At 66.9% G+C, this 20,940-nt stretch carries 19 protein-coding genes; 7 read left to right on the top strand and 12 right to left on the bottom strand.

Translation table 11 applies throughout. The features are described from left to right. The 5 genes from Q8M13_RS16125 to Q8M13_RS16105 form a co-directional block, all read right to left on the bottom strand. Window positions 1–438, bottom strand: a 438-nt coding sequence (locus tag Q8M13_RS16125) for a PEP/pyruvate-binding domain-containing protein (RefSeq protein ID WP_305301066.1), incomplete at its 3' end; no start/stop codon positions are given. Between the two features lie 14 nt (window positions 439–452). Then, the gene (gene glyS / locus Q8M13_RS16120; protein WP_305301065.1) at window positions 453–2,729 is read right to left on the bottom strand and encodes a glycine--tRNA ligase subunit beta; all 2,277 of its coding nucleotides are present in this window, start codon (window positions 2,727–2,729) and stop codon (window positions 453–455) included. Between the two features lie 2 nt (window positions 2,730–2,731). Then, window positions 2,732–3,664, bottom strand: a complete 933-nt coding sequence (locus tag Q8M13_RS16115; protein ID WP_305301064.1) for a glycine--tRNA ligase subunit alpha — start codon at window positions 3,662–3,664, stop codon at window positions 2,732–2,734. Between the two features lie 80 nt (window positions 3,665–3,744). Further along, on the bottom strand, window positions 3,745–4,017 hold the full coding sequence (locus tag Q8M13_RS16110; RefSeq protein WP_305301063.1) for a hypothetical protein: 273 nt from the start codon (window positions 4,015–4,017) through the stop codon (window positions 3,745–3,747). Between the two features lie 154 nt (window positions 4,018–4,171). Next, entirely contained in the window at window positions 4,172–4,495 is a 324-nt protein-coding gene (locus Q8M13_RS16105) for a hypothetical protein (RefSeq protein WP_305301062.1), read from the bottom strand. 388 nt (window positions 4,496–4,883) lie between these two features. On the opposite strand from Q8M13_RS16105, the gene Q8M13_RS16100 reads away from it, so the two are divergent. Both Q8M13_RS16100 and Q8M13_RS16095 read left to right on the top strand, forming a co-directional pair. Further along, window positions 4,884–5,222 (top strand): P-II family nitrogen regulator, encoded by a 339-nt coding sequence (locus Q8M13_RS16100; protein WP_056736988.1) that lies wholly within the window; start codon window positions 4,884–4,886, stop codon window positions 5,220–5,222. 37 nt (window positions 5,223–5,259) lie between these two features. Next, window positions 5,260–6,693, top strand: coding sequence for an ammonium transporter (locus Q8M13_RS16095; protein WP_305301061.1), 1,434 nt, complete (start codon window positions 5,260–5,262; stop codon window positions 6,691–6,693). 70 nt (window positions 6,694–6,763) lie between these two features. On the opposite strand, the gene Q8M13_RS16090 is transcribed toward Q8M13_RS16095, so the two are convergent. From Q8M13_RS16090 to Q8M13_RS16080, 3 genes are all read right to left on the bottom strand, one after another. Then, window positions 6,764–7,648: a 4-(cytidine 5'-diphospho)-2-C-methyl-D-erythritol kinase gene (locus Q8M13_RS16090; RefSeq protein ID WP_305301059.1), complete on the bottom strand. Its 885-nt coding sequence runs from the start codon at window positions 7,646–7,648 to the stop codon at window positions 6,764–6,766. Between the two features lie 9 nt (window positions 7,649–7,657). Next, window positions 7,658–9,364, bottom strand: coding sequence for a tetratricopeptide repeat protein (locus Q8M13_RS16085; protein WP_305301058.1), 1,707 nt, complete (start codon window positions 9,362–9,364; stop codon window positions 7,658–7,660). A gap of 225 nt (window positions 9,365–9,589) precedes the next feature. Further along, the gene (locus Q8M13_RS16080) at window positions 9,590–11,278 is read right to left on the bottom strand and encodes an electron transfer flavoprotein-ubiquinone oxidoreductase (protein ID WP_305301057.1); all 1,689 of its coding nucleotides are present in this window, start codon (window positions 11,276–11,278) and stop codon (window positions 9,590–9,592) included. Between the two features lie 142 nt (window positions 11,279–11,420). Between Q8M13_RS16080 and Q8M13_RS16075 the strand changes: the two genes are divergently transcribed. After that, window positions 11,421–12,230 carry a uracil-DNA glycosylase family protein gene (locus Q8M13_RS16075; protein ID WP_305301056.1) on the top strand — a complete coding sequence of 270 codons (810 nt, stop codon included), beginning with the start codon at window positions 11,421–11,423 and terminating at the stop codon, window positions 12,228–12,230. A gap of 68 nt (window positions 12,231–12,298) precedes the next feature. Continuing rightward, window positions 12,299–13,882, top strand: coding sequence for a lytic transglycosylase domain-containing protein (locus Q8M13_RS16070; RefSeq protein ID WP_305301055.1), 1,584 nt, complete (start codon window positions 12,299–12,301; stop codon window positions 13,880–13,882). A gap of 135 nt (window positions 13,883–14,017) precedes the next feature. On the opposite strand, the gene Q8M13_RS16065 is transcribed toward Q8M13_RS16070, so the two are convergent. Continuing rightward, complete coding sequence (locus tag Q8M13_RS16065) at window positions 14,018–14,464, bottom strand: hypothetical protein (protein ID WP_305301054.1); 447 nt, start codon at window positions 14,462–14,464, stop codon at window positions 14,018–14,020. Window positions 14,465–14,550: 86 nt separating this feature from the next. Here Q8M13_RS16065 and Q8M13_RS16060 point away from each other — a divergent pair, with 86 nt between their 5' ends. Further along, window positions 14,551–15,636, top strand: a complete 1,086-nt coding sequence (locus Q8M13_RS16060) for a PA0069 family radical SAM protein (RefSeq protein WP_305301053.1) — start codon at window positions 14,551–14,553, stop codon at window positions 15,634–15,636. A 159-nt stretch (window positions 15,637–15,795) separates the two neighbouring features. On the opposite strand, the gene Q8M13_RS16055 is transcribed toward Q8M13_RS16060, so the two are convergent. Continuing rightward, the gene (locus Q8M13_RS16055) at window positions 15,796–17,085 is read right to left on the bottom strand and encodes a class I SAM-dependent RNA methyltransferase (RefSeq protein ID WP_305301052.1); all 1,290 of its coding nucleotides are present in this window, start codon (window positions 17,083–17,085) and stop codon (window positions 15,796–15,798) included. A gap of 171 nt (window positions 17,086–17,256) precedes the next feature. On the opposite strand from Q8M13_RS16055, the gene Q8M13_RS16050 reads away from it, so the two are divergent. Continuing rightward, the gene (locus Q8M13_RS16050; protein ID WP_305301051.1) at window positions 17,257–17,682 is read left to right on the top strand and encodes a glycine zipper 2TM domain-containing protein; all 426 of its coding nucleotides are present in this window, start codon (window positions 17,257–17,259) and stop codon (window positions 17,680–17,682) included. Window positions 17,683–17,723: 41 nt separating this feature from the next. Next, window positions 17,724–18,311 (top strand): glycine zipper 2TM domain-containing protein, encoded by a 588-nt coding sequence (locus tag Q8M13_RS16045; protein WP_305301050.1) that lies wholly within the window; start codon window positions 17,724–17,726, stop codon window positions 18,309–18,311. Window positions 18,312–18,370: 59 nt separating this feature from the next. On the opposite strand, the gene Q8M13_RS16040 is transcribed toward Q8M13_RS16045, so the two are convergent. Beyond that, window positions 18,371–19,102, bottom strand: coding sequence for a TlyA family RNA methyltransferase (locus Q8M13_RS16040; RefSeq protein WP_305301049.1), 732 nt, complete (start codon window positions 19,100–19,102; stop codon window positions 18,371–18,373). A gap of 15 nt (window positions 19,103–19,117) precedes the next feature. Continuing rightward, entirely contained in the window at window positions 19,118–20,872 is a 1,755-nt protein-coding gene (locus tag Q8M13_RS16035; RefSeq protein ID WP_305301048.1) for a class I adenylate-forming enzyme family protein, read from the bottom strand. Between the last annotated feature and the right edge of the window lie 68 nt (window positions 20,873–20,940).

Below are 20,940 nucleotides of genomic sequence, written 5' to 3'. Positions count from 1 at the left end.
GCGGCGATAGCTGTCGAAGGCGAAGCGGCGGTCGCCGGAGAGCTTGGCCAGGCCCGCGACGGTCTCATCGTTGAGGCCAAGGTTCAGCACCGTGTCCATCATGCCAGGCATCGAGGCCCGGGCGCCCGAGCGAACGGAGACGAGCAGCGGATTTGCCGGATCGCCGAAGGTCTTGCCCGTCAGCTTCTCGACGGTGGCCAGGCCGGTCAGGACCTGGTCCTTCAGCTCGGCCGGGTACTGCTTTTCGTTCGAATAGTAGTGGACGCAGGCTTCGGTGGTGATCGTGAAGCCCGGAGGAACCGGCAGGCCGAGCGAGGACATCTCAGCGAGATTGGCCCCCTTCCCGCCCAGCAGGTTCTTCATCGAGGCGTCACCATCGGCGCTTCCGCCGCCGAAGGAATAGACCCAGCGCGACTTGGTCAGCGTATCGGTCGACATTCCTTGAGGCCTCCTTAGCCCGTCACTTGTGAGAAGTCCGCGACCCGTTCCATCAGATCGCGAACCTGCACGAGAAGACGCAGGCGGTTTTCACGTTCCGCCGCGTTTTCCGAATTTACCAATACACCCTCGAAGAAGGCATCCACGGGGCCGCGCAGTGCCGATAGTGCACGCATGGCGCCTGCGAAATCCTCATCCTGCAACGCACGCGCCACTGGAGCCTCGGCGCCGGCGAGAGCAGCGATAAGATCGCCCTCTTCCTTCGGCGCGCCAGGCATGGCGACAGCGGGACCGGCGGGCAATGCGCCCTTCTTCTCTTCGGCCTTCAAGATGTTGCCGGCGCGCTTGTAGCCGGCGAGCAGGTTCGGGCCATCGGCGCCGGTCAGGAAGCCGTCGAGGGCCTCGACCCGCGCGACGATCCGCACAAGATCGTCGTCGCCGAGCGCAAAGACCGCGTCCACCAGGTCGTGCCGCTTGCCCTGATCGCGCAGGGCGACCTTCAGGCGGTCGGCCAGGAAGCTCAGCACCTCGTCGCTCACGACCGCATAGGGGCGGAACTCGTACTGGACCTCGCCTTCCGGCGCCTCGCCGGCCTGGGCCGTGCGGTCGAAGCGGATGTCAAAGTCCTCGTCGGTGGAAACGACGTAGGGCTTGCCTTCCAGCAGCGCGGCCTCGAACTCACCGACATAGGTCTGGAAGACCTCCGACGGCGCGCGCGACTTCGGACCGAGATAGCCCGTGGTGCGGCGGGTCGAGACATAGAGCGCACGGCCCGGATCGACGTAGCAGCGCAGCGACTTGTACCAATCGGCGACCAGCTCGCGCACCGGGGCGCGGGCCTCGGAGCCCAGCAGGATGCGGATCACGCCGAGCGCGGCGCGGCGCAGGGCGTAGGGATCGCGCGAACCGGTCGGCTTCTCGTCGATCGCGAAGAAGGCCGTCAGGGTGTCCAGCTTCTCGGCGATGGCCACGGCCATGGTCACTGGGGTGTCCGGCGCTTCATCGCTGGCGCCCACCGGACGGTAGTGATCGCGGATGGCGTCGGCGACGACGGGGCTGATCTTTTCCTCACGGGCGTAATAGCCGCCCATCAGGCCCTGAAGCTCGGGGAACTCGCCGACCATGCCGGTCGCAAGGTCCGCCTTCGACAGGCGTGCGGCCAGGACCGCCTTGGAGACGTCGGCGCCGACGCGCGGCGCGATAGCTCCGGCGAGGATCTCCAGGCGCTCGACCCGTTCGGCCAGGGTGCCCAGCTTGGCGTGGAAGGTCACGCCGCTTAGCTTTTCCAGGCGCTGTTCCAGGGTGACCTTGCGGTCCTCGTCCCAGAAGAACCGGGCGTCTTTCAGACGCGCCGACAGCACCTTGCCGTTGCCGCGGGCGATTTCCTTGCCGCCGTCGGCCGCTTCGATATTGGCCACGGTCAGGAAGTGCGGGGCGAGCTTGCCGCTCGCCGGATCGCTGACCGCGAAATACTTCTGGTGCGTGCGCATGGAGGTGCGGATCACCTCAGGCGGCAGGTCCAGGAAATCGGGATCCATGTCACCCAGGATCGGGGTCGGCCATTCGGCCAGGCCCGCGACCTCGTCCAGGAGGCCGTCGTCATCGACCAGTTCCAGATTGCGCGCGAAGCACAGGGTGCGCGCGCCATCCATGATCCGGTCCTTCCGCTCCTCGGGGTCGAGGATGACGAAATGGGCCGCCAGCTTGTCGCGATAGCTATCGAAGTCCTTCACCTTGAAGGGCTTGCCCGATCCCATGAACCGGTGGCCCTCGGTGACGTCGCCGCTCTCGATACCGTCGATGGAGAACGGCACGACCTCGCCATTGAATATGAAGACGATGCGCTTCAGCGGGCGCACCCAACGCAGCGTGCCCCGGCCCCAGGTCATCGACTTGGGCCACGGGAAACTGCGGATCACCTGATCGAGGATCTCGGCGACGATCTCGGCTGTCGGACGGCCGGCGCGGTGGATATGGGCGAACCAGACGCCGTCCTTCTCCACCAGCTTGTCACGGGTGAGGCCGGTCGAGCGCAGGAAGCCTTCGATGGCCGCGTCAGGCGCGCCGACGCGCGGGCCCTTGCGGTCCTCATGACGGTCGCCCTGGGCGATCGGCAGGCCTTCGGCGATCAGGGTCAGGCGGCGCGGGCCCGAAAAGGTCTTCAGACCTTCAGGCAGCAGGCCCTCGGCGGCAAGGCGCTCGCGGACCATGCGGTCGAAGTCCCGCGCGGCCTGCACCTGCATGCGGGCGGGAATCTCTTCAGAGAAAAGTTCGATCAGCAGTTGGGGCATGTTCAGGCCTTCACCGTCTCGGCGTCGGACTTCACGGCGTTGCCGCCCTCGTTCTCGACCCAGGCCTCGGCGCACATCTTGGTCAGGTCGCGGATGCGGCCAATGTAGCTTTGACGCTCGGCCACGGCGATCGCGCCGCGCGCGTCCATCAGGTTGAACAGGTGGCTCGCCTTCAAGACGTGGTCATAGGCCGGCAGCACGGTGCGTTGCCCCTGAGGACCACGGCCCTCCAGCAGACGCGGCACCTGGCGTTCCATGTCCTCGAACTGACGCTTCAGCGTGTCCACGTCATAGAGGTGGAAGTTGGCTTCCGACTGCTGGCGTTCGTTCTCCAGGAACACCTCGCCATAGGTCATCGGCGCGGGGCCGTCCGGATCGTTGAACGCTAGGTCCGTGAAGTGGTCCACGTTCTGGATGTACATGGCCAGGCGTTCCAGGCCGTAGGTCAGCTCGCCCGCCACCGGCCAGACGTCGATGCCGCCGACCTGCTGGAAGTAGGTGTATTGCGTGACTTCCATCCCGTCGCACCAGACTTCCCAGCCCAGGCCCCAGGCGCCGACGGTCGGATTTTCCCAGTCGTCTTCGACAAAGCGGATGTCGTGCAGGCGGGTGTCCAGGCCGATCGCCTCCAGCGAACCCCGATAGAGGTCCTGCAGGGTGTCGGGGTTCGGCTTCCGGATCACCTGATACTGGTAGTAGTGCTGCAGCCGGTTGGGGTTCTCGCCATAGCGGCCGTCGCCGGGCCGCCGCGAGGGCTGAACATAGGCCGCACGCCACGGCTTGGGCCCCAGCGCGCGCAGCACGGTGGCCGGGTGCAAGGTCCCTGCCCCTACCTCCACGTCATGTGGCTGTAGAATCACGCAGCCCTGACGGCTCCAATAGTCGTGCAATTTCAGGATAAGGTCCTGAAACGATAGAGGCTTTTTGGCTGACATAGGGCTGGTTTCGCAGGCGCAAAAAAAGTCGGCGGACCATAGGGCCCGCCGACCTTCCCTTCAAGGCGGAAAGCCTTGCTCTATTTGCCTTGGGGTTTGGTGTTGCGCCCGGTCGCCGAGAGCGGCGGGAACTTGGCGCGATTTTCCGGCGTATCGGCCACCGGACCGTTGGTGACACGGTGAACGGTCACGCCACCGCTGTCCACACTGGTCGTCACCTGCAGGCCCGCGCTTTGGGCGGGGGGCGGCGCAGGCGGAGTGGCGGGCTGGGGTTGGCTGGCGGTTTGCGCGTAGGCGGCGCTCGCGCCAAAGGCCATCGCCGCGACGGCGGTGCAGATAGCGACTATCTTCATATCATCCCTCCGAATGGCCCAGCCTCAACCGGGCCGTGCAGATAGATAGCGTCTAGCGGCCAAGTTCGTTCCGCGACGCTGGCGCTTGGCCACCTGCACTCCATCAATGAAGATCATCGGTCCGACGTGGCCGCCACGACGGACCGCTTGATCCTTAGTTGCCGCGCGGCTTGGTGTTCCGGCCGGTCTTGGAGAGCGGCGGGAATTTCGCGCGATTTTCCGGCGTGTCGGCGACCGGGCCATTGGTGACGACGCGGATATTCGACGCCGTGGCCGAGGTGTCGACGCCCGAGCTCATGGCGTCGGCGCTGACAGGCGGGTTGGCCATGGTTTGGCTTGAGGTGTCGCTGCCCATCTGGTCAGCCGACGCCGCCGGGGCCGAAGCCGGAGCGGCTTTCTTCTTGCCTTCGCCAGCATGGGCCCCGCCTGCAAGCAGAGCCATCGCCGCAGTGGCGGTGAGCAGAGTTCTGATCATCATCTCGTCGTCTCCGAATGATGGCCCAGCCCCCCCGCAACCGGGCCGCGCAATCATCAAGCGCTCCGCGGTGGCGTTAGTTCCCGCTGCAAAAAGCCTGCTTCGCGGCGCGCGCGGCGATCACGGCCCCGTGAGAACCCACCCCAATACGGCCAAACCGTGACGCCTGGATCGCCAAAACGCCCTCAAATTGGGCGCCATAACGCCGATCTGCACACCAAATGCACGGGCAGCGCCTTTTCCTTGATCAGAGGTTACCAAGCGCGGCCGCTCGGGCCGCCCCCCGATAGCGTTGTCTAGCCGTCGGAGGGGGAGAAGTGAGCCGTGTCTCCCGGCGGAGCGGGACAACACGAGGGCGCACCCCTGGCTACAGGGCGCGCGGGAGCAGGCGATGAAATTGATCATAGCGATCGTCAAACCCTTCAAGCTGGACGACGTGCGCGAAGCGCTCGTGGGCGCCGGTGTCGAGGGGCTGACGGTCTCGGAAGTCAAAGGCTACGGCCGCCAAAAGGGGCAGACGGAGATTTACCGGGGGGCCGAGTATCAAGTGAACTTCGTCCCCAAGGTGAAGCTGGAAGCGGTGGTCGATGACTCCGCCGCCGGCAAGGCCGTCGAAGCCATCAAGGCCGCCGCCGCCACGGGCAAGATCGGGGACGGCAAGATTTTCGTCCTCAACGTCGAGGACGCAGTGCGAATTCGGACCGGAGAGTCCGGCACGGCCGCGCTCTAGGCGCCGCCGAACTCATCGGGACAAGGGGATCACGACAATGAAGAAATCTGGACTACAAAAGCTGACGGGCTTGGCGCTCGCCGCCATGCTCGCGGGCGGCATACTCGCCCCGGCGGCGGCCTTCGCACAGGACGCCGCCGCACCAGCCGCGGTGGCCGCCGAGGCCTCTCCCGCCACGGCCACGCCCGAAACGCCGGCTCCGATGGCGGCTGAAGCCGCTCCCGCGCCCGCCGCCGAGGAAGAAGCGGCCAAGCCCGCGCTCGACACCGGCGACACCTCCTGGGTCCTGACCTCCACGGCCCTGGTGCTGATGATGACCATTCCCGGCCTGGCGCTGTTCTACGGCGGCATGGTGCGGCGCAAGAACGTCATCGCCACGGTCGCCCAGTCCTTCGCGATCACCGCGGTGATTTCGGTCGTCTGGATGATCGCCGGCTACTCACTCTCCTTCAGCGCCAACGACAATGAAGGGCTGAACAAGGTCATCGGCGGGTTCAGCAACGCGTTCCTGTCCGGCGTGACGATGGAAAGCACCAACAGCCTGGCCGCCACGATCCCGGAATCGGTGTTCGTGATGTTCCAGATGACCTTCGCGATCATCACCCCTGCCCTGATCGCCGGCGCCTATGCCGAGCGGATGAAGTTCTCGGCGGTCCTGGTCTTCACCGTGCTCTGGTCCCTGCTCGTCTACGCGCCGACCGCCCACGCGGTCTGGGGCGGCGGATTCCTCGGCGGTGCTGGCGTGCTCGACTTCGCCGGCGGCACCGTGGTTCACATCAATGCTGGCGTCGCCGGCCTGATCTGCGCCCTCGTGCTCGGCCGTCGCAAAGGCTACGGCACTGACAACATGGCTCCGCACAACCTGGTGCTGACCATGATCGGCGCCAGCCTGCTGTGGGTTGGCTGGTTCGGCTTCAACGCCGGTTCGGCCGTCGGTTCGAACGCCCTGGCCGGTATCGCCATGCTCAACACCCAGGTGGCCACGGCCGCCGCCGCCATCGCCTGGATGGTGATCGAATGGGTCGAACGCAAGAAGCCCGGCATGCTGGGCCTCGCCTCCGGCGCGGTGGCCGGTCTGGTCGCCATCACCCCGGCCGCCGGCTTCGTCAACCCGCAAGGCGCGCTGATCATCGGCCTGCTGGGCGGCGCTGGCGGCTACTTCGGCGCGGTGTGGCTGAAGCGCCTGCTGAAGTACGACGACAGCCTCGACGCCTTCGGCGTTCACGGCATCGCCGGCATCATCGGCGCCCTGCTGACCGGTGTCCTCGCCGACCCGGCCGTCAACAGCCTTGGCGAAGGCGCCAGCCTGATGACCCAGCTCTACGGCGTGGCCATCACCATCGCCTACGCCTCGATCGGCACCTTCATCATCCTGATGATCGTGAAGTACACGGTCGGCCTGCGGGTCAGCGAAGAAGCCGAGGTCGAAGGCCTCGATCTCTCGCAACACGGCGAAGCGCTGCACGACTAGGCCGCGCCTTCACCGATCAACTACGAGCGGGGGTCCTTCGGGGCCCCCGTTTTCGTTTGGGGGAGACAGTTCAGTCCGGCCAGGGGCCGCCCAGGCGGCAGCGACGAACCCACCAACCGGGGCGCATGCTGGCGATACGCTCAGCCAGCGCCTCGGCCTCAATGTCCGAGGCGCAGATGGCGAAGCAAGTCGCGCCCGAGCCTGACATACGGGCAAGCAGGGTCTCGGGCTCGTCCGCCAAGGTCTCGACCACATCACCGATCTCAGGCGCCAGGGCGATGGCCGGGTCCTGCAGATCGTTGCGCATCATGCCCAGCCAGGCGGCGAATTCCTCGACACTCTCGAAGGCGGCGGGCATCGGCGGCAGCGCGACGTCGCCAAAGGCCTTGCTGTCATCCAAGGCGCGGTAGACGGCCGGCGTCGAGACGGCGACGCCCGGATTGACCAGCACCGCCTCGATCATCGGGAGCTCGGGCGAAGGCGTCAGCCGTTCGCCCCTTCCTTCCGCCATAACCGGCCGGCCCCACAGGCAGGCGGCGCCATCGGCGCCGAGCGAGGCGGCGACGGCCTCTAGGGCCTCATCGTCGATATTGATACCCAGCGCAGAGCGCATCAGCCGGAGAGCCGCGCCCGCGTCGCTCGAACCGCCGCCCAGGCCAGCGGCCACCGGCAGGTTCTTCTCCAGCGACAGGCATAGCGGCGGCTGGGGCCCGCGCGCACGCGCCAGCAGGGCGCGGGCCGCGCGCAGAACAAGATTGTCGTCCTCGCCTGCGAGACCGGCCGCGAAGGGGCCGTGAACGCGGAACGACAAGGCGTCGGCGTCGTGGATCACCACTTTGTCGCCGATGTCGGCGAACACCATCAGGCTGCAAAGCGGGTGGTAGCTGTCGTCGCCGGGCGCGCCGACGTGCAGAAACAGGTTTATCTTCGCAGGCGCGAAGGCGACCGTGCTCATGGCGTGAGCCTATGGCCCGGCGACGCGGGACGTCGTAGCTGGGCCTTTGGGTCCCAGGCCGCTGGTCAACTTGGCTTCGACGTCGGCTTTGATCTTGTCGTCAGGATCGAGGGTGAGGACCCGGCGCCACTGATAATCCGCCTCGATCCGGCGGCCGACGCGCCAATAGGCGTCGCCGAGGTGGTTGTTGATCTCCGGATCGCCGGCCTCAAGCTCGACCGCCTGCTCCAGGAACTGCACGGCCTTCTTGTAGTCGCCCAGGCGATAGTGCGCCCAACCGAGCGAATCGATCATCGCGCCGGATTGCGGATTGGCCGCCACCGCTCGCTGGACCATTCCAAGCGCCTCAGGAAGCCGTTCGCCGCGGTCGATCCAGCTATAGCCCAGATAGTTCAGCAGTTCGGGCTCGTCGGGACGCTGCTTCAGCGCGCCCTGGAGGTCGCGCTCGGCCTCCGGCCAGCGCCCAGAGCGCTCATAGGACACGCCGCGCGCATAGAGCAGCCGCCAGTCGGGATTGGGATCATCGCCGATCAGGTTCGACAACACCTGCGCGGACTCATCGTACCGGTCGTTGGCGCGCAGCAGGTCGGCATAGGTGATCCTGGCGTCGCGATCGCCGGAAGAGGCCGCCGCATTGGCCATTTTCAGGGCCGTTTCCGGCTCCTTGGCGTTCTGGAAGCTCCAAGCCAGCTTGGAGACCGCGACCGGATATTCCGGCGAACCGGGCTTGGGCTTGCCATAGGCGGCCCGCGCGGCGTCGATATCCCCGGCGCTCTCCATCAGGTCGCCGACCATGAGCCACGCCTCGTTGCGGGCCGGATCAAGCCGCAGGGAGAGCCGCAGATAGGCCAGGCCCAACTGGTCCTGCTTGGCGGCCAGCATTCCGGCGGCCGGCGCGATCAGCACCTGGGCCGCGCCCTGGCGCAGGGTTGGTTGCGGCGGCGCGCCTTTGCCGGTGGCTGCGCGCGCGCGCGCGCTCGCCAGGGCCTCATCGTTGGGCTGGGCTCGCAAGGCTCGGTCGTACAGGGCTACGGCGTCCGGACCACGTTTGCGGCGCTCCAGGAAGGCCCCATAGGCCAGAACGGCGATGTCGCCCGGGGTGTCGCCGCCGGTCAGCGCCTTGTAATCCGTCTCGGCCTCGTCATAGCGCCGGGCGCGTTCGAACAGATAGGCTTGGCCGAGCTGGCCGAAATAGTCGACGACACGGTCGTTGCGGACTTCCGGCCGGATCAGCGAACCCTCGACGTCGCCGGCCATGGCCGCGGCCCAGGGGGCCAGCAGCGACGCCGCGCCCCGGTGCGGGAAACCGATATTCTCGCCGGCCAAGGCGTCTTGCGCGGGCTTGCCGTCGCCATTGGCCATGAACTCCACGGCCTTGACCAACTGGCCCATGCGCTTGGTGGATTCGGAGGCTTCCTCGCCCTGCGGCGCAAGCTGGGCGGCGCGGGGAATATCGCCGGCCAGGACCGCGGCGGTGAAGGCGCGATCCTGCAGCATATCGCTGGAACCGCCCTCAAGTTCGGCCTTGGCGAAATAGGCTGCGGCCTCCGCGCCCTTGCCGTCGTTCAGCGCCCCCTGCCCAGCCAGGAAAGCGCCGTAGGCCGACCCGCCCATGCCGTCGAGCGCTGGAGGCGTCCACCCAGCCTGCTGCTGTGGTGGCGTGGCGCAGGCCGCGACGAGGGCGAGCGGAGCGAAGGCGACTAGGAGACGGCGCATAGAAAGGAAACTCGGCGCTTTCGAGGGCGAGTTCAAGGCGCCAAGGGACCTGATTGGGGAATGGCGCTTTCGCAGCCGACCTATTCCGAGATCCAGACAAAGCCACCGCCCTGGACGTGACCGAGGCCGGGGAACGGGAAATGGACCGCGTAGAGACGTAGGTCTTGGTCGAAGGCCGCTTGGGCTCTCCTCCCCCGCTGAGCGGAGGAGGAAGCGCCTCAGGTCCTACATGTTCGGGTAGTTCGGGCCGTCGCCGCCTTGGGGCGTGGTCCAGTTGATGTTCTGCGACGGATCCTTGATGTCGCAGGTCTTGCAGTGGACGCAGTTCTGGAAGTTGATCTGGAACTTCGGGTTGTTCCCCTCGGCGTCGTAGAGCACCTCGTAGACTCCGGCCGGGCAAAACAGCCGCGCCGGTTCACCGAACCGGGGCAGGTTCACGTTCACCGGAATGCTCGGATCGGTGAGCTTCAGGTGGGCCGGCTGGTTCTCGTCGTGGTTGGTCGAGGACAGGAAGACCGAAGACAGCTTGTCGAAGCTGAATTCGTTGTCCGGCTTCGGATAGACGATCGGCTTGTAGTCCTTGGCCAGGCCCGTGGACTCGGCGTCCGACTTGCCGTGCTTCAGCGTGCCCCACGGCGACCAGCCCTTGAGAACTGTGGCCATGATGGCGTCGACGCCGCCGAGCATGATGCCGGGGATGGTGCCGAACTTGGACCACAGCGGCTTGAAGTTACGGACGTTCCACAGCTCCTTGGCGATCGACGACTTCTGGTAGGCCTCTTCGTAGGACACCAGTTCGTCGCTGCTGCGGCCGCCCTGGATGGCGGTGAAGGCGGCCTCGGCGGCGAGCATGCCGCTCTTGACCGCGTTGTGACTGCCCTTGATGCGCGGGACGTTGACCATGCCGGCCGAGCAGCCGAGCAGCACGCCGCCCGGGAAGTAGAGTTGCGGCAGCGATTGCGAACCGCCCTCGGTGATGGCGCGGGCGCCATAGGAGATGCGCTTGCCGCCTGCCAGATAGCCGCGGATCGCCGGGTGGGTCTTGAAGCGCTGGAACTCGTCGAACGGCGAAAGCCAGGGGTTCTTGTAGTTCAGGTGCAGCACGAAGCCGATGGCCACGTAGTTGTCCCCGAAGTGGTACATGAACGAGCCGCCGCCGGTGGCGTTGTCCAGCGGCCAGCCGAAGGTGTGCTGGGTCAAGCCGGGCTCGAAGTTCTCGTCCGGAACCTGCCACAGCTCCTTGATGCCGATGCCGAACTTCTGAGGTTCGCGGCCGTTGGTCAGGCCAAAGCGCGCCTGGAGCTGCTTGGCCAGCGAGCCGCGCACGCCCTCGCCGATGAAGGTGTACTTGGCGTGCAGTTCGATACCGGGCTGGTAGTCGGAGCCCTTATTGCCGTCCTTATCGATGCCGAACACGCCGGCGACGACGCCCTTCACAGAGCCGTCTTCGTTGTAGACGACTTCGGAGGCGGCCATGCCGGGATAGATCTCGACACCGAGCGCCTCGGCGTGGGCCGCCAGCGAGCGACAGACATTGCCCAGCGAGGCGATGTAGTTGCCGTGGTTCAGCATCCACTTCGGGAACGGCAGCCACGAGATGTCCAGGTCGCCATGCGGGCCGAGGATCACGAACTTGTCGCGCGTGACCTTGGTCTCCAGCGGAATGCCGAGCTCTTGCCAGTTCGGCAGCAGCTCATTGATGCCGCTCGGATCGATCACCGCGCCGGACAAAATATGAGCGCCGACTTCGGAGCCCTTCTCCAGAACCGCGACCGTAATCTCCGAGCCAGCGGCCTCAGCGAGTTGCTTCAGGCGGATAGCCGCCGACAGCCCCGCAGGCCCGGCGCCGACGATCACGACGTCGTATTCCATCGCTTCGCGTTCAATTGCCTCAGTGGCGATGGCTTCGCTCATGATCCCCGTAACTCCTAATGTGGCCGCGCGGGGTTCCCCGTCCCCTTGTTTCACGCGGCGTTGATCCGTCGCGCGACTTATCCGAAGCTTGTACGAGGGCGGTCAAGCGCGAACTCGGCTATAGACGCCCTTTCAGGACCCAATGACGCAAGCCGCCGCCATCGATCGCACCGCCGAGAGCCTCCTCGCCTTCTGGGCCGAGGCGGGTGTGGACGCCATATTGCTGGATGCGCCGATCGATCGGATCGAGGCCGGCAAGTTTGTCGCGCCCAAACCGCCTGAAAAGAAGCCGCTGCTCGTCGCACCCGTCCGACCGGGCGCGCTGGACGTCGATGGAGCGGTCGCTCAGGCGCGACACGTCGCCGCGGAAGCCCAGGATTTAGAGGCCTTGAAGGCCGCTATCGCCGCGTTCGACGGCTGCCCGCTGAAGCTGGAAGGCGCGCGACAATCAGTGTTCGCGCGCGGCGCGCCGGACGCGCCGCTGATGGTGATCGGCGAAGGACCGGGTCCCGAGGAGGACGCGCGCGGTGAGCCGTTCGTGGGCCAGGCGGGCCAGATGTTGGACCGCATTCTAGGGGCCGCTGGCCTCACTGACCGGGTGTTCATCACAAATACCGTGTTCTGGCGACCGCCCGGTAATCGCACGCCTTCCCCGCAGGAACAGGCGATCTGCGCGCCCTTCCTGGAACGCGCCATCGAACTGGTCGCGCCCAAGATGCTGCTGGTGCTGGGAGCGCCCGCCGCCAAGTCGATGCTAAAGCGCGACGAGGGCATTCTGTCTCTGCGCGGACGGTGGTTCGAGTGGCGTTCGGAGAGCGGGAAACTGGAACTTCCCGTCATGCCGACCCTGCATCCGGCCTTCCTGCTGCGGCAGCCCGGCGCGAAGAAGAAGGCCTGGGCCGACCTGCTGACCCTGACCGAACGGCTTGATCGACCCGACCGTGGAGCTTAAGACTCTCCCATCACGAGAACGAGGGCCACGTCCAGATCGCGCGTAGAGGCGGCCGACGTGGGGAACGCATGCGGGCACTAAGGGGCATGCGGATCGCGGTCTTGACCATGATCTGCTCGGCCATTGCCGGAACAACACAGGCTGCGCCCCAGGTGCTGAGCCCTTGGGACGTGCGACGCTACGTGTCCGCCTTCGAGGCTGTGGACCGGGGCGACTTCATCGATGCCGAGATGCAAAGCGGCGACATCAAGGATCGTTCCCTGGCCGGCCATCTGGCCTTCCGCCAGCTGATGCATCCGAGCGCCCAAAGCGCGAGCTATGAAGACCTTGCCGCTTGGCTGGAAAAGTACGGCGACCTGCCGGGCGCCGAGCGCGTCTATACGCTCGCCCTCAAGCGCAAGCCCGCCAACGCGCCGCCTTTGAAGACCCCTGTCCTTGGCGGCGCTGAATGGCGCCGGGTCGAGGTCGCCGCCCAAGGCGTGGCCGGTCGCGCGCCCGCCGACCGCAGCCGCCAGGCCCGCGAAGCCTTCTATTCCGGCGATATCAAGCGTGCGTTCGACCTCGCGCCAGCCGCCGGCGACCGCTGGATCGCCGGCCTCGCCGCCTATCGCCTGAAGAACTTCGCCCTGGCTGAGAGCTATCTGGGGCAGGTCGCCCGCGATGAGGGCGAGGATCCGTGGATTCGGTCCGGAGCCGCCTTCTGGGCCGCTCGCGCACTCGAGGAAACCGGCGATACGACTCGCGCCCAGGGCTTCATCAAGCTGGCCGCGCGCCACCCGACCACATTCTACGGCATGATCGCCGAGCGCCGCATGCGGCTTCAAGCGATCAGCGACACCCACAACGCACCGACCGGCCAGTTCGTGCCGGCCTCGTTCTCGGCCTCCAGCGCGCCGAGCGCCCACCTGAACCAGTTCATCCGCGACGACGCCCGCGCCCATCGCGCGACGGGCCTGGCCCAGGTCGGCATGCCGGTCGAGGCGGGGCTTGAGCTGCGCGCTGGCCTCGCGCTCGCCAAGACCGAGACCGAGCGTTCGCAGTGGATGGGACTGATTCTCGCCCTCAACGCGCCGCTGACCTCGGACGCCGACGTCGCCACCTCCCTGCCCCGCGGCCGCTCGTTCGTGGAGCCGGACTATCCGACCCCGGTGCTGGAGCCCAAGTGGGGCTTCACCATCGACCGGGCGCTGGTCTACGCCATCGTTCGCCAGGAGAGCCGCTTCAACCCGGCGGTCGTCTCACCGTCCGGCGCGGTCGGCCTGATGCAGTTGATGCCGGAAGCGGCTGCGCGGGCCGCCGGGGACGACAAGCTGAAGGCCGATATGAGCCCGCTGTTCGATCCGGCGTTCAATCTGCGGGTCGGTCAGGACTACGTGACCTGGCTGATGGAGCGCGGGGTCGGCTACGATATCCTACGCACCGTCGCGGCCTATAACGGCGGCCCCGGCACGTTGTTGAAGACCGCCCAGAAGGTCGGCGAAGACGACAGCCTGCTGATCATCGAAAGCCTGCCCAGCCTTGAAACCCGCAACTATGTGGAAAAGGTGATGGCCGGCTATTGGACCTACCGGAAGAAGTTCGGGATGGATTCCAAGACCCTCGACGCCCTGGCCATGGGCGCGAACTTCGTCGACGCGCGGCTGGATCGTTAGACTACCGCCCAATTCGTCATCCTCCGGGCAGCCGAAGGCTGATCCGGGGGACCCACGCGGGCTAACCACATCCGGCGACTCAGCTTGGGTCCCCCGGATCGTCTTTCAGACGACCGGAGGATGACGAGGGGCTGCCTAACTCAGATGTTTGGCGCGGCCGACGTGGCGGCGTAGGTCGGCCAGGGTGGTCGCTCCGCTGCGCCGTAGCGCCTCGGCGGCGATCAGCACACCGGCCAATTTCACGCCGTTGAATCGCTCGATGAAGCTCGGGGGGCCCTCGGCGATCAGGGCCGTTCCGCCCTTCCCCTCCAGGTGGGTCCGCAGAACCTCGTCCCAGCCACGCCGCAGGCGCAGGGTCGGGGGCAGGATCAGCAGCATGTCGCCGCGCGCCCTATCGGTGGCGACGTCCAGGCCGCCTGCCACCCACTCGACACCGGCGTCCTCGCAGATCAGGCCAGTCGCGTCGGCGGAGCCGCCGTCCGCGGCGATCACCTCGCGCACCAGGCCATCAACCGCCGCCGGCACCAGCACCGGCAGCAAGACCTGCATCTCGCGCTCGGAATTGAACGTCGGAATGATCACCGAAAGCATGTCCCTTTGAGGCGGCCGTTCGTCGGCCGCGTCAATAGAGTTCTTGTTTTGTTCCTTCACTGTTCTAGAATGCAACGGTGAGCACATTCACCCAGCAGATCACGGTGCGAGGACGCGGCGCGCGGTCCAACGCCAGCGGGCGCTTCGAGAGCCAGGCGCGCGAGGCTTTCGACGACGGCTGGACGTTGGGGGACGCCGAGCCCCAACAGCTAAAGACGACGCTCACGGCCGAGAAGGCCAAGACGATCATCTCGAAGAACACGAGTCCCGACGTCGGGTTCTCGCGCTCGATCAATCCCTATCGCGGCTGCGAGCATGGCTGTATCTACTGCTACGCTCGCCCCGCCCACGCCTATATGGGCCTGTCGCCGGGCTTGGACTTCGAGAGCCAACTGTTCTTCAAGCCGGAGGCCGGCAAGCTGCTTGAACGCGAACTGTCGGCGCCGCGCTACGAGCCACAGTTCATCCACATCGGCGGCAACACCGATCCCTATCAGCCGCAGGAGCGCACGGCGCGGGTGACCCGGCAGGTGCTGGAGGTGCTCGAGCGCTTCAATCACCCGTTCTCGATCATCACCAAGTCGGCGCTGATCTTGCGCGACATCGACATACTGGCGGCGACGGCGAGCAAGAACCTGTGCCGAGTGGCGATCTCGGTGACGACGCTGGATCGCAAGCTCGCCCGCAGCATGGAGCCGCGCGCGGCCACGCCCGAACGCCGGATCGGGGCGATCAAGGCGCTGGCGGACGCCGGCGTTCCGGTGACGGTGATGTTCGCGCCGGCCATTCCGGGCCTGAACGACCATGAGATGGAGGCGGTGCTCGAACGAGCGGCCGAGGCCGGCGCTCGGGGCGCGGGCTATGTCGCCTTGCGACTGCCGCTGGAGATCAAGGACCTGTTCCGTGAGTGGCTGGCCACCGATCACCCTGACCGCGCCAGCCGGGTGATGTCGTTGGTGCGCCAGATGCGCGGCGGGCTCGACTACGACGCCGAGTGGGGCAAGCGGATGCGGGGCGAAGGGCCGATCGCCGAACTGATGTCGCAAAGATTCCAGCGGGCCAAGAAACGTTATGGCCTGAACGCCCGCTATGACGGCCTGGATCTGTCGCTGTTCAAGGTCCCGCCGAAGGCCGGGGATCAGGGCGATCTGTTCGGGGGGTGACGGAGGTCAGCCCCCCTGCCTCCAGGTTCGTCATCCCCGGGCGATTTTCCCGGGGATCCATACGCACAGACCGTCCTGGTGAATCCCCGACCGCGGAGTCTATGGATGGCCGGCACAATAGGCCGGCCATGACGAACCATGGGGAGATGAATTGCCGCGCTAGCGGTTGAACACCGCCACCAGCTCGATATGCGGCGACCAGAGGAACTGGTCGACGGGCAGCAGCCGGTCGAGGGTGAAGCCGGCGTCGGCCAGGATCCGGGCGTCACGGACGAAGGTAGCCGGGTTGCAGGACACTCCAATCACCCGCGAGACCTTGGAACTGGCGAGTTCGGCGCACTGTTCGGCCGCGCCGGCGCGTGGCGGGTCGAAGAGTACGGTGTCGATGCGCTTCAGTTCGGCGGCGAGGACCGGGCGACGGGCCAGGTCACGGGCCTCGGCGACCACGCCATGCAGTCCGGGCGCCGTGCCAAGCGCACCGATCAGCGAGCGGATCGCCGGGGCGGAGCTGTCCACCGCAAGCACGGGGGCGAGCTTGGCCAGATGGAAGGTGAAGGCGCCGGCCCCGCAGAAGAGGTCGGCGATGCGCTCGGCGCCGGTCGCGGCCTCGACCGCCATATTGGCCATGGCGAGTTCGGCCTCGGGCACGGCCTGCAGGAAGCCGCCTGCCGGCAGGGCGACAGTCGCCTGCCCCATCCGCACGGTCGGTTGGCGGGCGAGATATGCCATTTCGCCGTCCAGCGTGACGCGCGCGAAATCGGCCTCGCCGGCGATCTCGGCCAAACGCATGCGGGCGTCGGCCGACAGGCCGCCGCTCTTGCGTTCGACCCCGCTGATGTCGACGTCGATGCCGGTGTCGGTGAGGGTCACGTGAAGGGTGGGCGCGGATTTCGAATGCTCGAACAGCGGCACGGCCAGGCGGCGCAGCGCCGGCAGAGCCGCCTCAAGCCGCGGGTCGGCGATCGGGCATTCTGCGATGTCGATCACATCCCAGGATTTGCGGCCCTTGAAGCCCAGGCGCGCGGCGTCCTTGCGGCCCGGGCGGGCGTGCAGCGACAGGCGACGGCGGCTGGCCGGGGCCGCAGCGAAGGCCGGCAGGACCTGCGTCTCGATCCGCTCCCGCGCCAGGGTGCGGACCAGGCGATCAACCTTCCACTCCAGATAGGCGCCATGCTCCCAGTGCTGCAGGGCGCAGCCACCGCAGACGCCGAAATGCTGGCAAGGCGGCGTCACACGCTGGGGGCTGGCTTCCAGAACGGCTTCGAGCTCCCGGCGCTGGCCGCCGGCGGCCAGACGCACGCGCTCCCCCGGCAAGGTGAAGGGCGCATAGAGCGGACCGGCCGCAATGCCGTCGCCTTCGCCGCCTACAGCCTCGATCACCACCTCGACGGCGGGGCTGGTCGCCACATCTGCAGGACGGGCTCTATTGGGCCGCCGGGAAGTTCTCATGCTCTAGCTCGTTTTCGTATTCCTGCGCCCCAAAAGCCCAAGCGGGCCAAGGCGCAACGCCACATGAACGAAGATGAACAGGCCGCTCAAGCAGCGTTCAGATTCGTTCAGCCACTCTCTCTACAGCAGGCGAGGCTCCGGCGCCGCCTCGCGAATTACTGGAGATCTACGATGAAACGCGCCCTTACCTTCACCGCCATCGCCGCCATTGCAGCGTCTAGCATGATGGTCCCGACCTTCGCCGCGGCGCAGGGCCGCAGCTATGGCTCGGGCGACGTCTGCCGCGAACAGCAACGCCAATCGGCCAACAAGGGCACGGTGATCGGCGGCCTGTCGGGCGCGCTGCTGGGTGGCGCGGTGGCCGGCAACGGCGCCAAGACCGAAGGCGCCGTTCTGGGCGGGGTTGTCGGCGCGGTCGCCGGCCACCAGATCGCCAAACGCAACGTCCAGTGCAGCTCCTATCCCAAGCGGGTCGCGCGTAGCTCCTACCAGCGCAGCAACTGCCGCTGGGTCCAGGAGCGCTACGAGGGCCGCAATCAGAGCTTTGAAGTTTGCCGTGGGCGCGATGGCGTCTGGCGGCCGAGCGGACGGGCCTAAGGCCCCCTTTCCACCGATCATCCCAACAGGGCAGTAAACAGATGAACTTCCGTTCGACCTTCGCCAAGAGTACCCTCGCGGGCGTCGCCGGCGTCATGGCGCTGAGCGCCGCGGCCTCGGTCCCGACCTTCGCGGCGGCCCAATCGGCCGGCTACTATGGCAATGGCGGCTATTATGATCCCTGCCAGCGCGACACGACCAATCGCAGCACCGTCGGGGCTCTGGTCGGCGGCGCTCTGGGCGCCGTCATCGGTTCGAACGCCGCGGCCCGCAACGCGCGGACTGAAGGCGCCCTGCTCGGCGGCGCGCTCGGCGCGCTGGGCGGCGGCGTTGTCGGCAACCGCTCGGCAGCCTGCAACAACGCCTATCGAGCCCCGCCGCGCGCGGCCTACAACAACGGCGCGAACTACGGTCAGCGCTATGAAAACGGCTACTACGCCCAGTCGAACCAGTATCGTCCCGATCCCTACTATCGCGGCGACAGCTACAACGTGACCAACCAGGCGCCGGCCGCCACCGACGGCTGCAGCCTCGCCGAAAGCCCGATCTACCTGCCTGACGGCCGAACCCAGAAGCGCTTGGTGCGGGTCTGCCCGGACTCCAACGGCAATTATCAGGTCGTCGATTAGGCTTTCGCCTGAACCCTATAGAAAGCCGCCTGCCTCACCGCAGGCGGCTTTTTCGTGGGTCAGATCCTCTGGGCCCAGAGCAGATATTCGTGATTGCCGTCGCCGCCGGTGATCGGGCTGTCGGCGGTGGCCCGGACGATCCAGCCCGATCCGCGTAGAAACTCGACCACATCGTCCAGGGCTTGGGCGCGGGCGGCCTCGTCCTTGACCAGTCCGCCCTTCCCCACATTGTCGGGACCGACCTCGAACTGCGGTTTCACCAGCGCGACCAGGTCGGCGCCGAAGGTCGCAAGGCGCAATGCGGCCGGCAGGACCTTGGCCAGGCCGATGAAGCTGACGTCGGTGACGATCAGGTCCGGCGCCACCGGGATCATGGCCGCGGTCAGGTTGCGGGCGTCGACGCCCTCCAACCCCACCACACGCGGATCGCCGGCCAGCTTGGGATGGAGTTGGCCGCGTCCGACATCGACGGCGTAGACCCTGGCCGCTCCCCGTTCGAGGCTGACCTCGGTAAAGCCTCCGGTGGACGCGCCGACGTCCAGAACCGTGCGGCCTTCGACCAGAACCGGCCATAGCCCCAGGGCGTGGGATAGCTTCAGCGCGCCGCGGCCGACATAGGGATGGGCGGCGACGGCCTCGATGGCCGCCGCCTCGTCCACGAGTTCCGAGGCTTTCGCCAAGGTGCGGCCGTCAACGACGACGCCGCCAGCCTCTATCGCAGCACGGGCCTTGGCGCGGCTGTCGAACAGGCCCCGTTCGACCAGGACGACATCCGCGCGTTTTCGGCCCACTGATTGTTCAGGCCCTTAGGCCTGCTCCTCCTCGAACAGCTTCTTCAGCTCATTCTTCAAGATCTTGCCATTGGCGTTGCGCGGCAAGGTCTCGTGCCAGAATTTCACCTTCACCGGCACCTTGAAGGCGGCCAGATGCTCGGCCACGTGGGCGCGGATATCTTCCTCGGTGGCCGAGGCGCCCGGCTTCAGGGTCACGACGGCGGCCGGCTCTTCACCGAGCGTACGGTGCGGAATGCCGACGATAGCAGCGTCCATCACCGCCGGGTGGTCGTAGATGACGTTCTCAACTTCGATGCAGTAGATGTTCTCGCCGCCGCGGATCAGCATGTCCTTGGCTCGGTCGATGATGAAGCAGAAGCCTTCCTCGTCCACGCGCGCCAGGTCGCCGGTGCGGACCCAGCCGTCAACGAAGGTCTGGGCCGTCGCCTCGGGCTTGTTCCAGTAGCCCTTCACCACCTGCGGGCCGCGCGCCCATAGCTCGCCCACGACGTTCGGGGCCAGGACGGTGACGCCGTCGGCCGGATCGCGGATTTCCAGATCGCTGACCGGAACCGCCGGGCCGCAGCTATCGGGACGGTTGGCGTAGTCTTCGGCGCCGTGGGTGGTGACGGTGGCGCAGGTCTCGGTCATGCCCCAGCCGTTGCCGGGCGCGGACTTGGGGAAGGTTTCCTTGATCTTGCGGACCAGTTCGGGCGCAGACGGGGCGCCGCCGTACGACACCGATTCCAGCGAGGACAGGTCGTAGTTAGCCCGGGCCGGATGCTCGATCAGCTGCCAGGCGATAGTCGGCACGCCGCCGGCCTGTTGGACCTTCTCGCGCTCGATCACCTCGAAGGCGCGGATCACGTCCCACTTGTGCATCATCACCAGCTTGGCGCCGCCAGCCAGCGAAGGATTGAGAACGGCGAAGCAGCCAGTGACGTGGAAGAAGGGCACGGAGATCAGCGACGAGCGTTGCGGCGCGTCAGGGTCGGGTTGGGGCGGCGCTTCGCCGCGACGCAGGAAGGCCCGGGCGCCGGCCACCGCGCCGGCCATGATGTTGGAGTTCACCCCCCGCTGGGTCGCCAGAGCGCCCTTGGGCTTTCCGGTCGTTCCCGAGGTGTAGAAGATCGTCGCGTCGTCGTCGGGCGCGATTTCGACGTCCGGCAGCGGCTGGTCGGGCAGCTTGTGCCAGTCGTTCGCCTGCCCCAGCACGCTCTCGACGGTCACGACCAGCGGGTGGGCGATCTCTTCGCGCGCGCGGCTGACATAGGCGCGGACGAGGTCGGGGCAGTTCGGCAGATGCTCGGTCAGGCGCTCATAACGCTCGGCGTCCATGATCACGACCTTGGCGCCCGAATCGGTCAGGCCGTATTCCAGCTCCGGCCCGGTCCACCACGCGTTCAGCGGGGTGACGATCGCGCCCAGCGAGGCGGCGGCGTAGAAGGCCACCGGCCATTCGGGCAGATTGCGCATGATCACGGCGACGCGGTCGCCCTTCTTGACGCCGTCCGAAGCCAGTTGCGCGGCGAAGGCCGCGACCGCGCGGTAGAAGGCCTCGAAGGTGACGCGCTCGTCTTCATAGACCAGGAACACCCGCTCGCCGTGGGCGCGGCCCAACTCGACAATGGCGCGCAGAGATGGCGGCAGGTTCTTCCAGGTGCGGGTCGGAACGCCGTTGATGACAACGGTTTCCATCTCGGCCGGGGTCCCCGGCGACGTGATCATCGCATGGGCCTGGGCGATGGACATTGCGGGCCAACCGGCGGGCAGCACAGCCTCGGACATGGGCGGGTTCTCCTAATGCTCGCACGGGCATTCACGCGCCCGCGTCGTCGTAGGTGAACAAGCATAAC

Source organism: Phenylobacterium sp. (assembly GCF_030681155.1).
GTDB lineage: Bacteria > Pseudomonadota > Alphaproteobacteria > Caulobacterales > Caulobacteraceae > Phenylobacterium.
This window is presented reverse-complemented; position numbering and strand designations above follow the sequence as displayed.

Bases quoted from the DNA above. Each gene is read 5' to 3' on its own strand.
- Q8M13_RS16070 (WP_305301055.1), top strand. From the start codon at position 12,299: ATGCGGGCACTAAGGGGCATGCGGATCGCGGTCTTGACCATGATCTGC.
- Q8M13_RS16080 (WP_305301057.1), bottom strand. From the start codon at position 11,278: ATGAGCGAAGCCATCGCCACTGAGGCAATTGAACGCGAAGCGATGGAA.
- Q8M13_RS16095 (WP_305301061.1), top strand. From the start codon at position 5,260: ATGAAGAAATCTGGACTACAAAAGCTGACGGGCTTGGCGCTCGCCGCC.
- Q8M13_RS16100 (WP_056736988.1), top strand. From the start codon at position 4,884: ATGAAATTGATCATAGCGATCGTCAAACCCTTCAAGCTGGACGACGTG.
- Q8M13_RS16090 (WP_305301059.1), bottom strand. From the start codon at position 7,648: ATGAGCACGGTCGCCTTCGCGCCTGCGAAGATAAACCTGTTTCTGCAC.
- Q8M13_RS16035 (WP_305301048.1), bottom strand. From the start codon at position 20,872: ATGTCCGAGGCTGTGCTGCCCGCCGGTTGGCCCGCAATGTCCATCGCC.
- Q8M13_RS16045 (WP_305301050.1), top strand. From the start codon at position 17,724: ATGAACTTCCGTTCGACCTTCGCCAAGAGTACCCTCGCGGGCGTCGCC.
- Q8M13_RS16085 (WP_305301058.1), bottom strand. From the start codon at position 9,364: ATGCGCCGTCTCCTAGTCGCCTTCGCTCCGCTCGCCCTCGTCGCGGCC.
- glyS (WP_305301065.1), bottom strand. From the start codon at position 2,729: ATGCCCCAACTGCTGATCGAACTTTTCTCTGAAGAGATTCCCGCCCGC.
- Q8M13_RS16110 (WP_305301063.1), bottom strand. From the start codon at position 4,017: ATGAAGATAGTCGCTATCTGCACCGCCGTCGCGGCGATGGCCTTTGGC.
- Q8M13_RS16115 (WP_305301064.1), bottom strand. From the start codon at position 3,664: ATGTCAGCCAAAAAGCCTCTATCGTTTCAGGACCTTATCCTGAAATTG.
- Q8M13_RS16105 (WP_305301062.1), bottom strand. From the start codon at position 4,495: ATGATGATCAGAACTCTGCTCACCGCCACTGCGGCGATGGCTCTGCTT.
- Q8M13_RS16075 (WP_305301056.1), top strand. From the start codon at position 11,421: ATGACGCAAGCCGCCGCCATCGATCGCACCGCCGAGAGCCTCCTCGCC.
- Q8M13_RS16050 (WP_305301051.1), top strand. From the start codon at position 17,257: ATGAAACGCGCCCTTACCTTCACCGCCATCGCCGCCATTGCAGCGTCT.
- Q8M13_RS16055 (WP_305301052.1), bottom strand. From the start codon at position 17,085: ATGAGAACTTCCCGGCGGCCCAATAGAGCCCGTCCTGCAGATGTGGCG.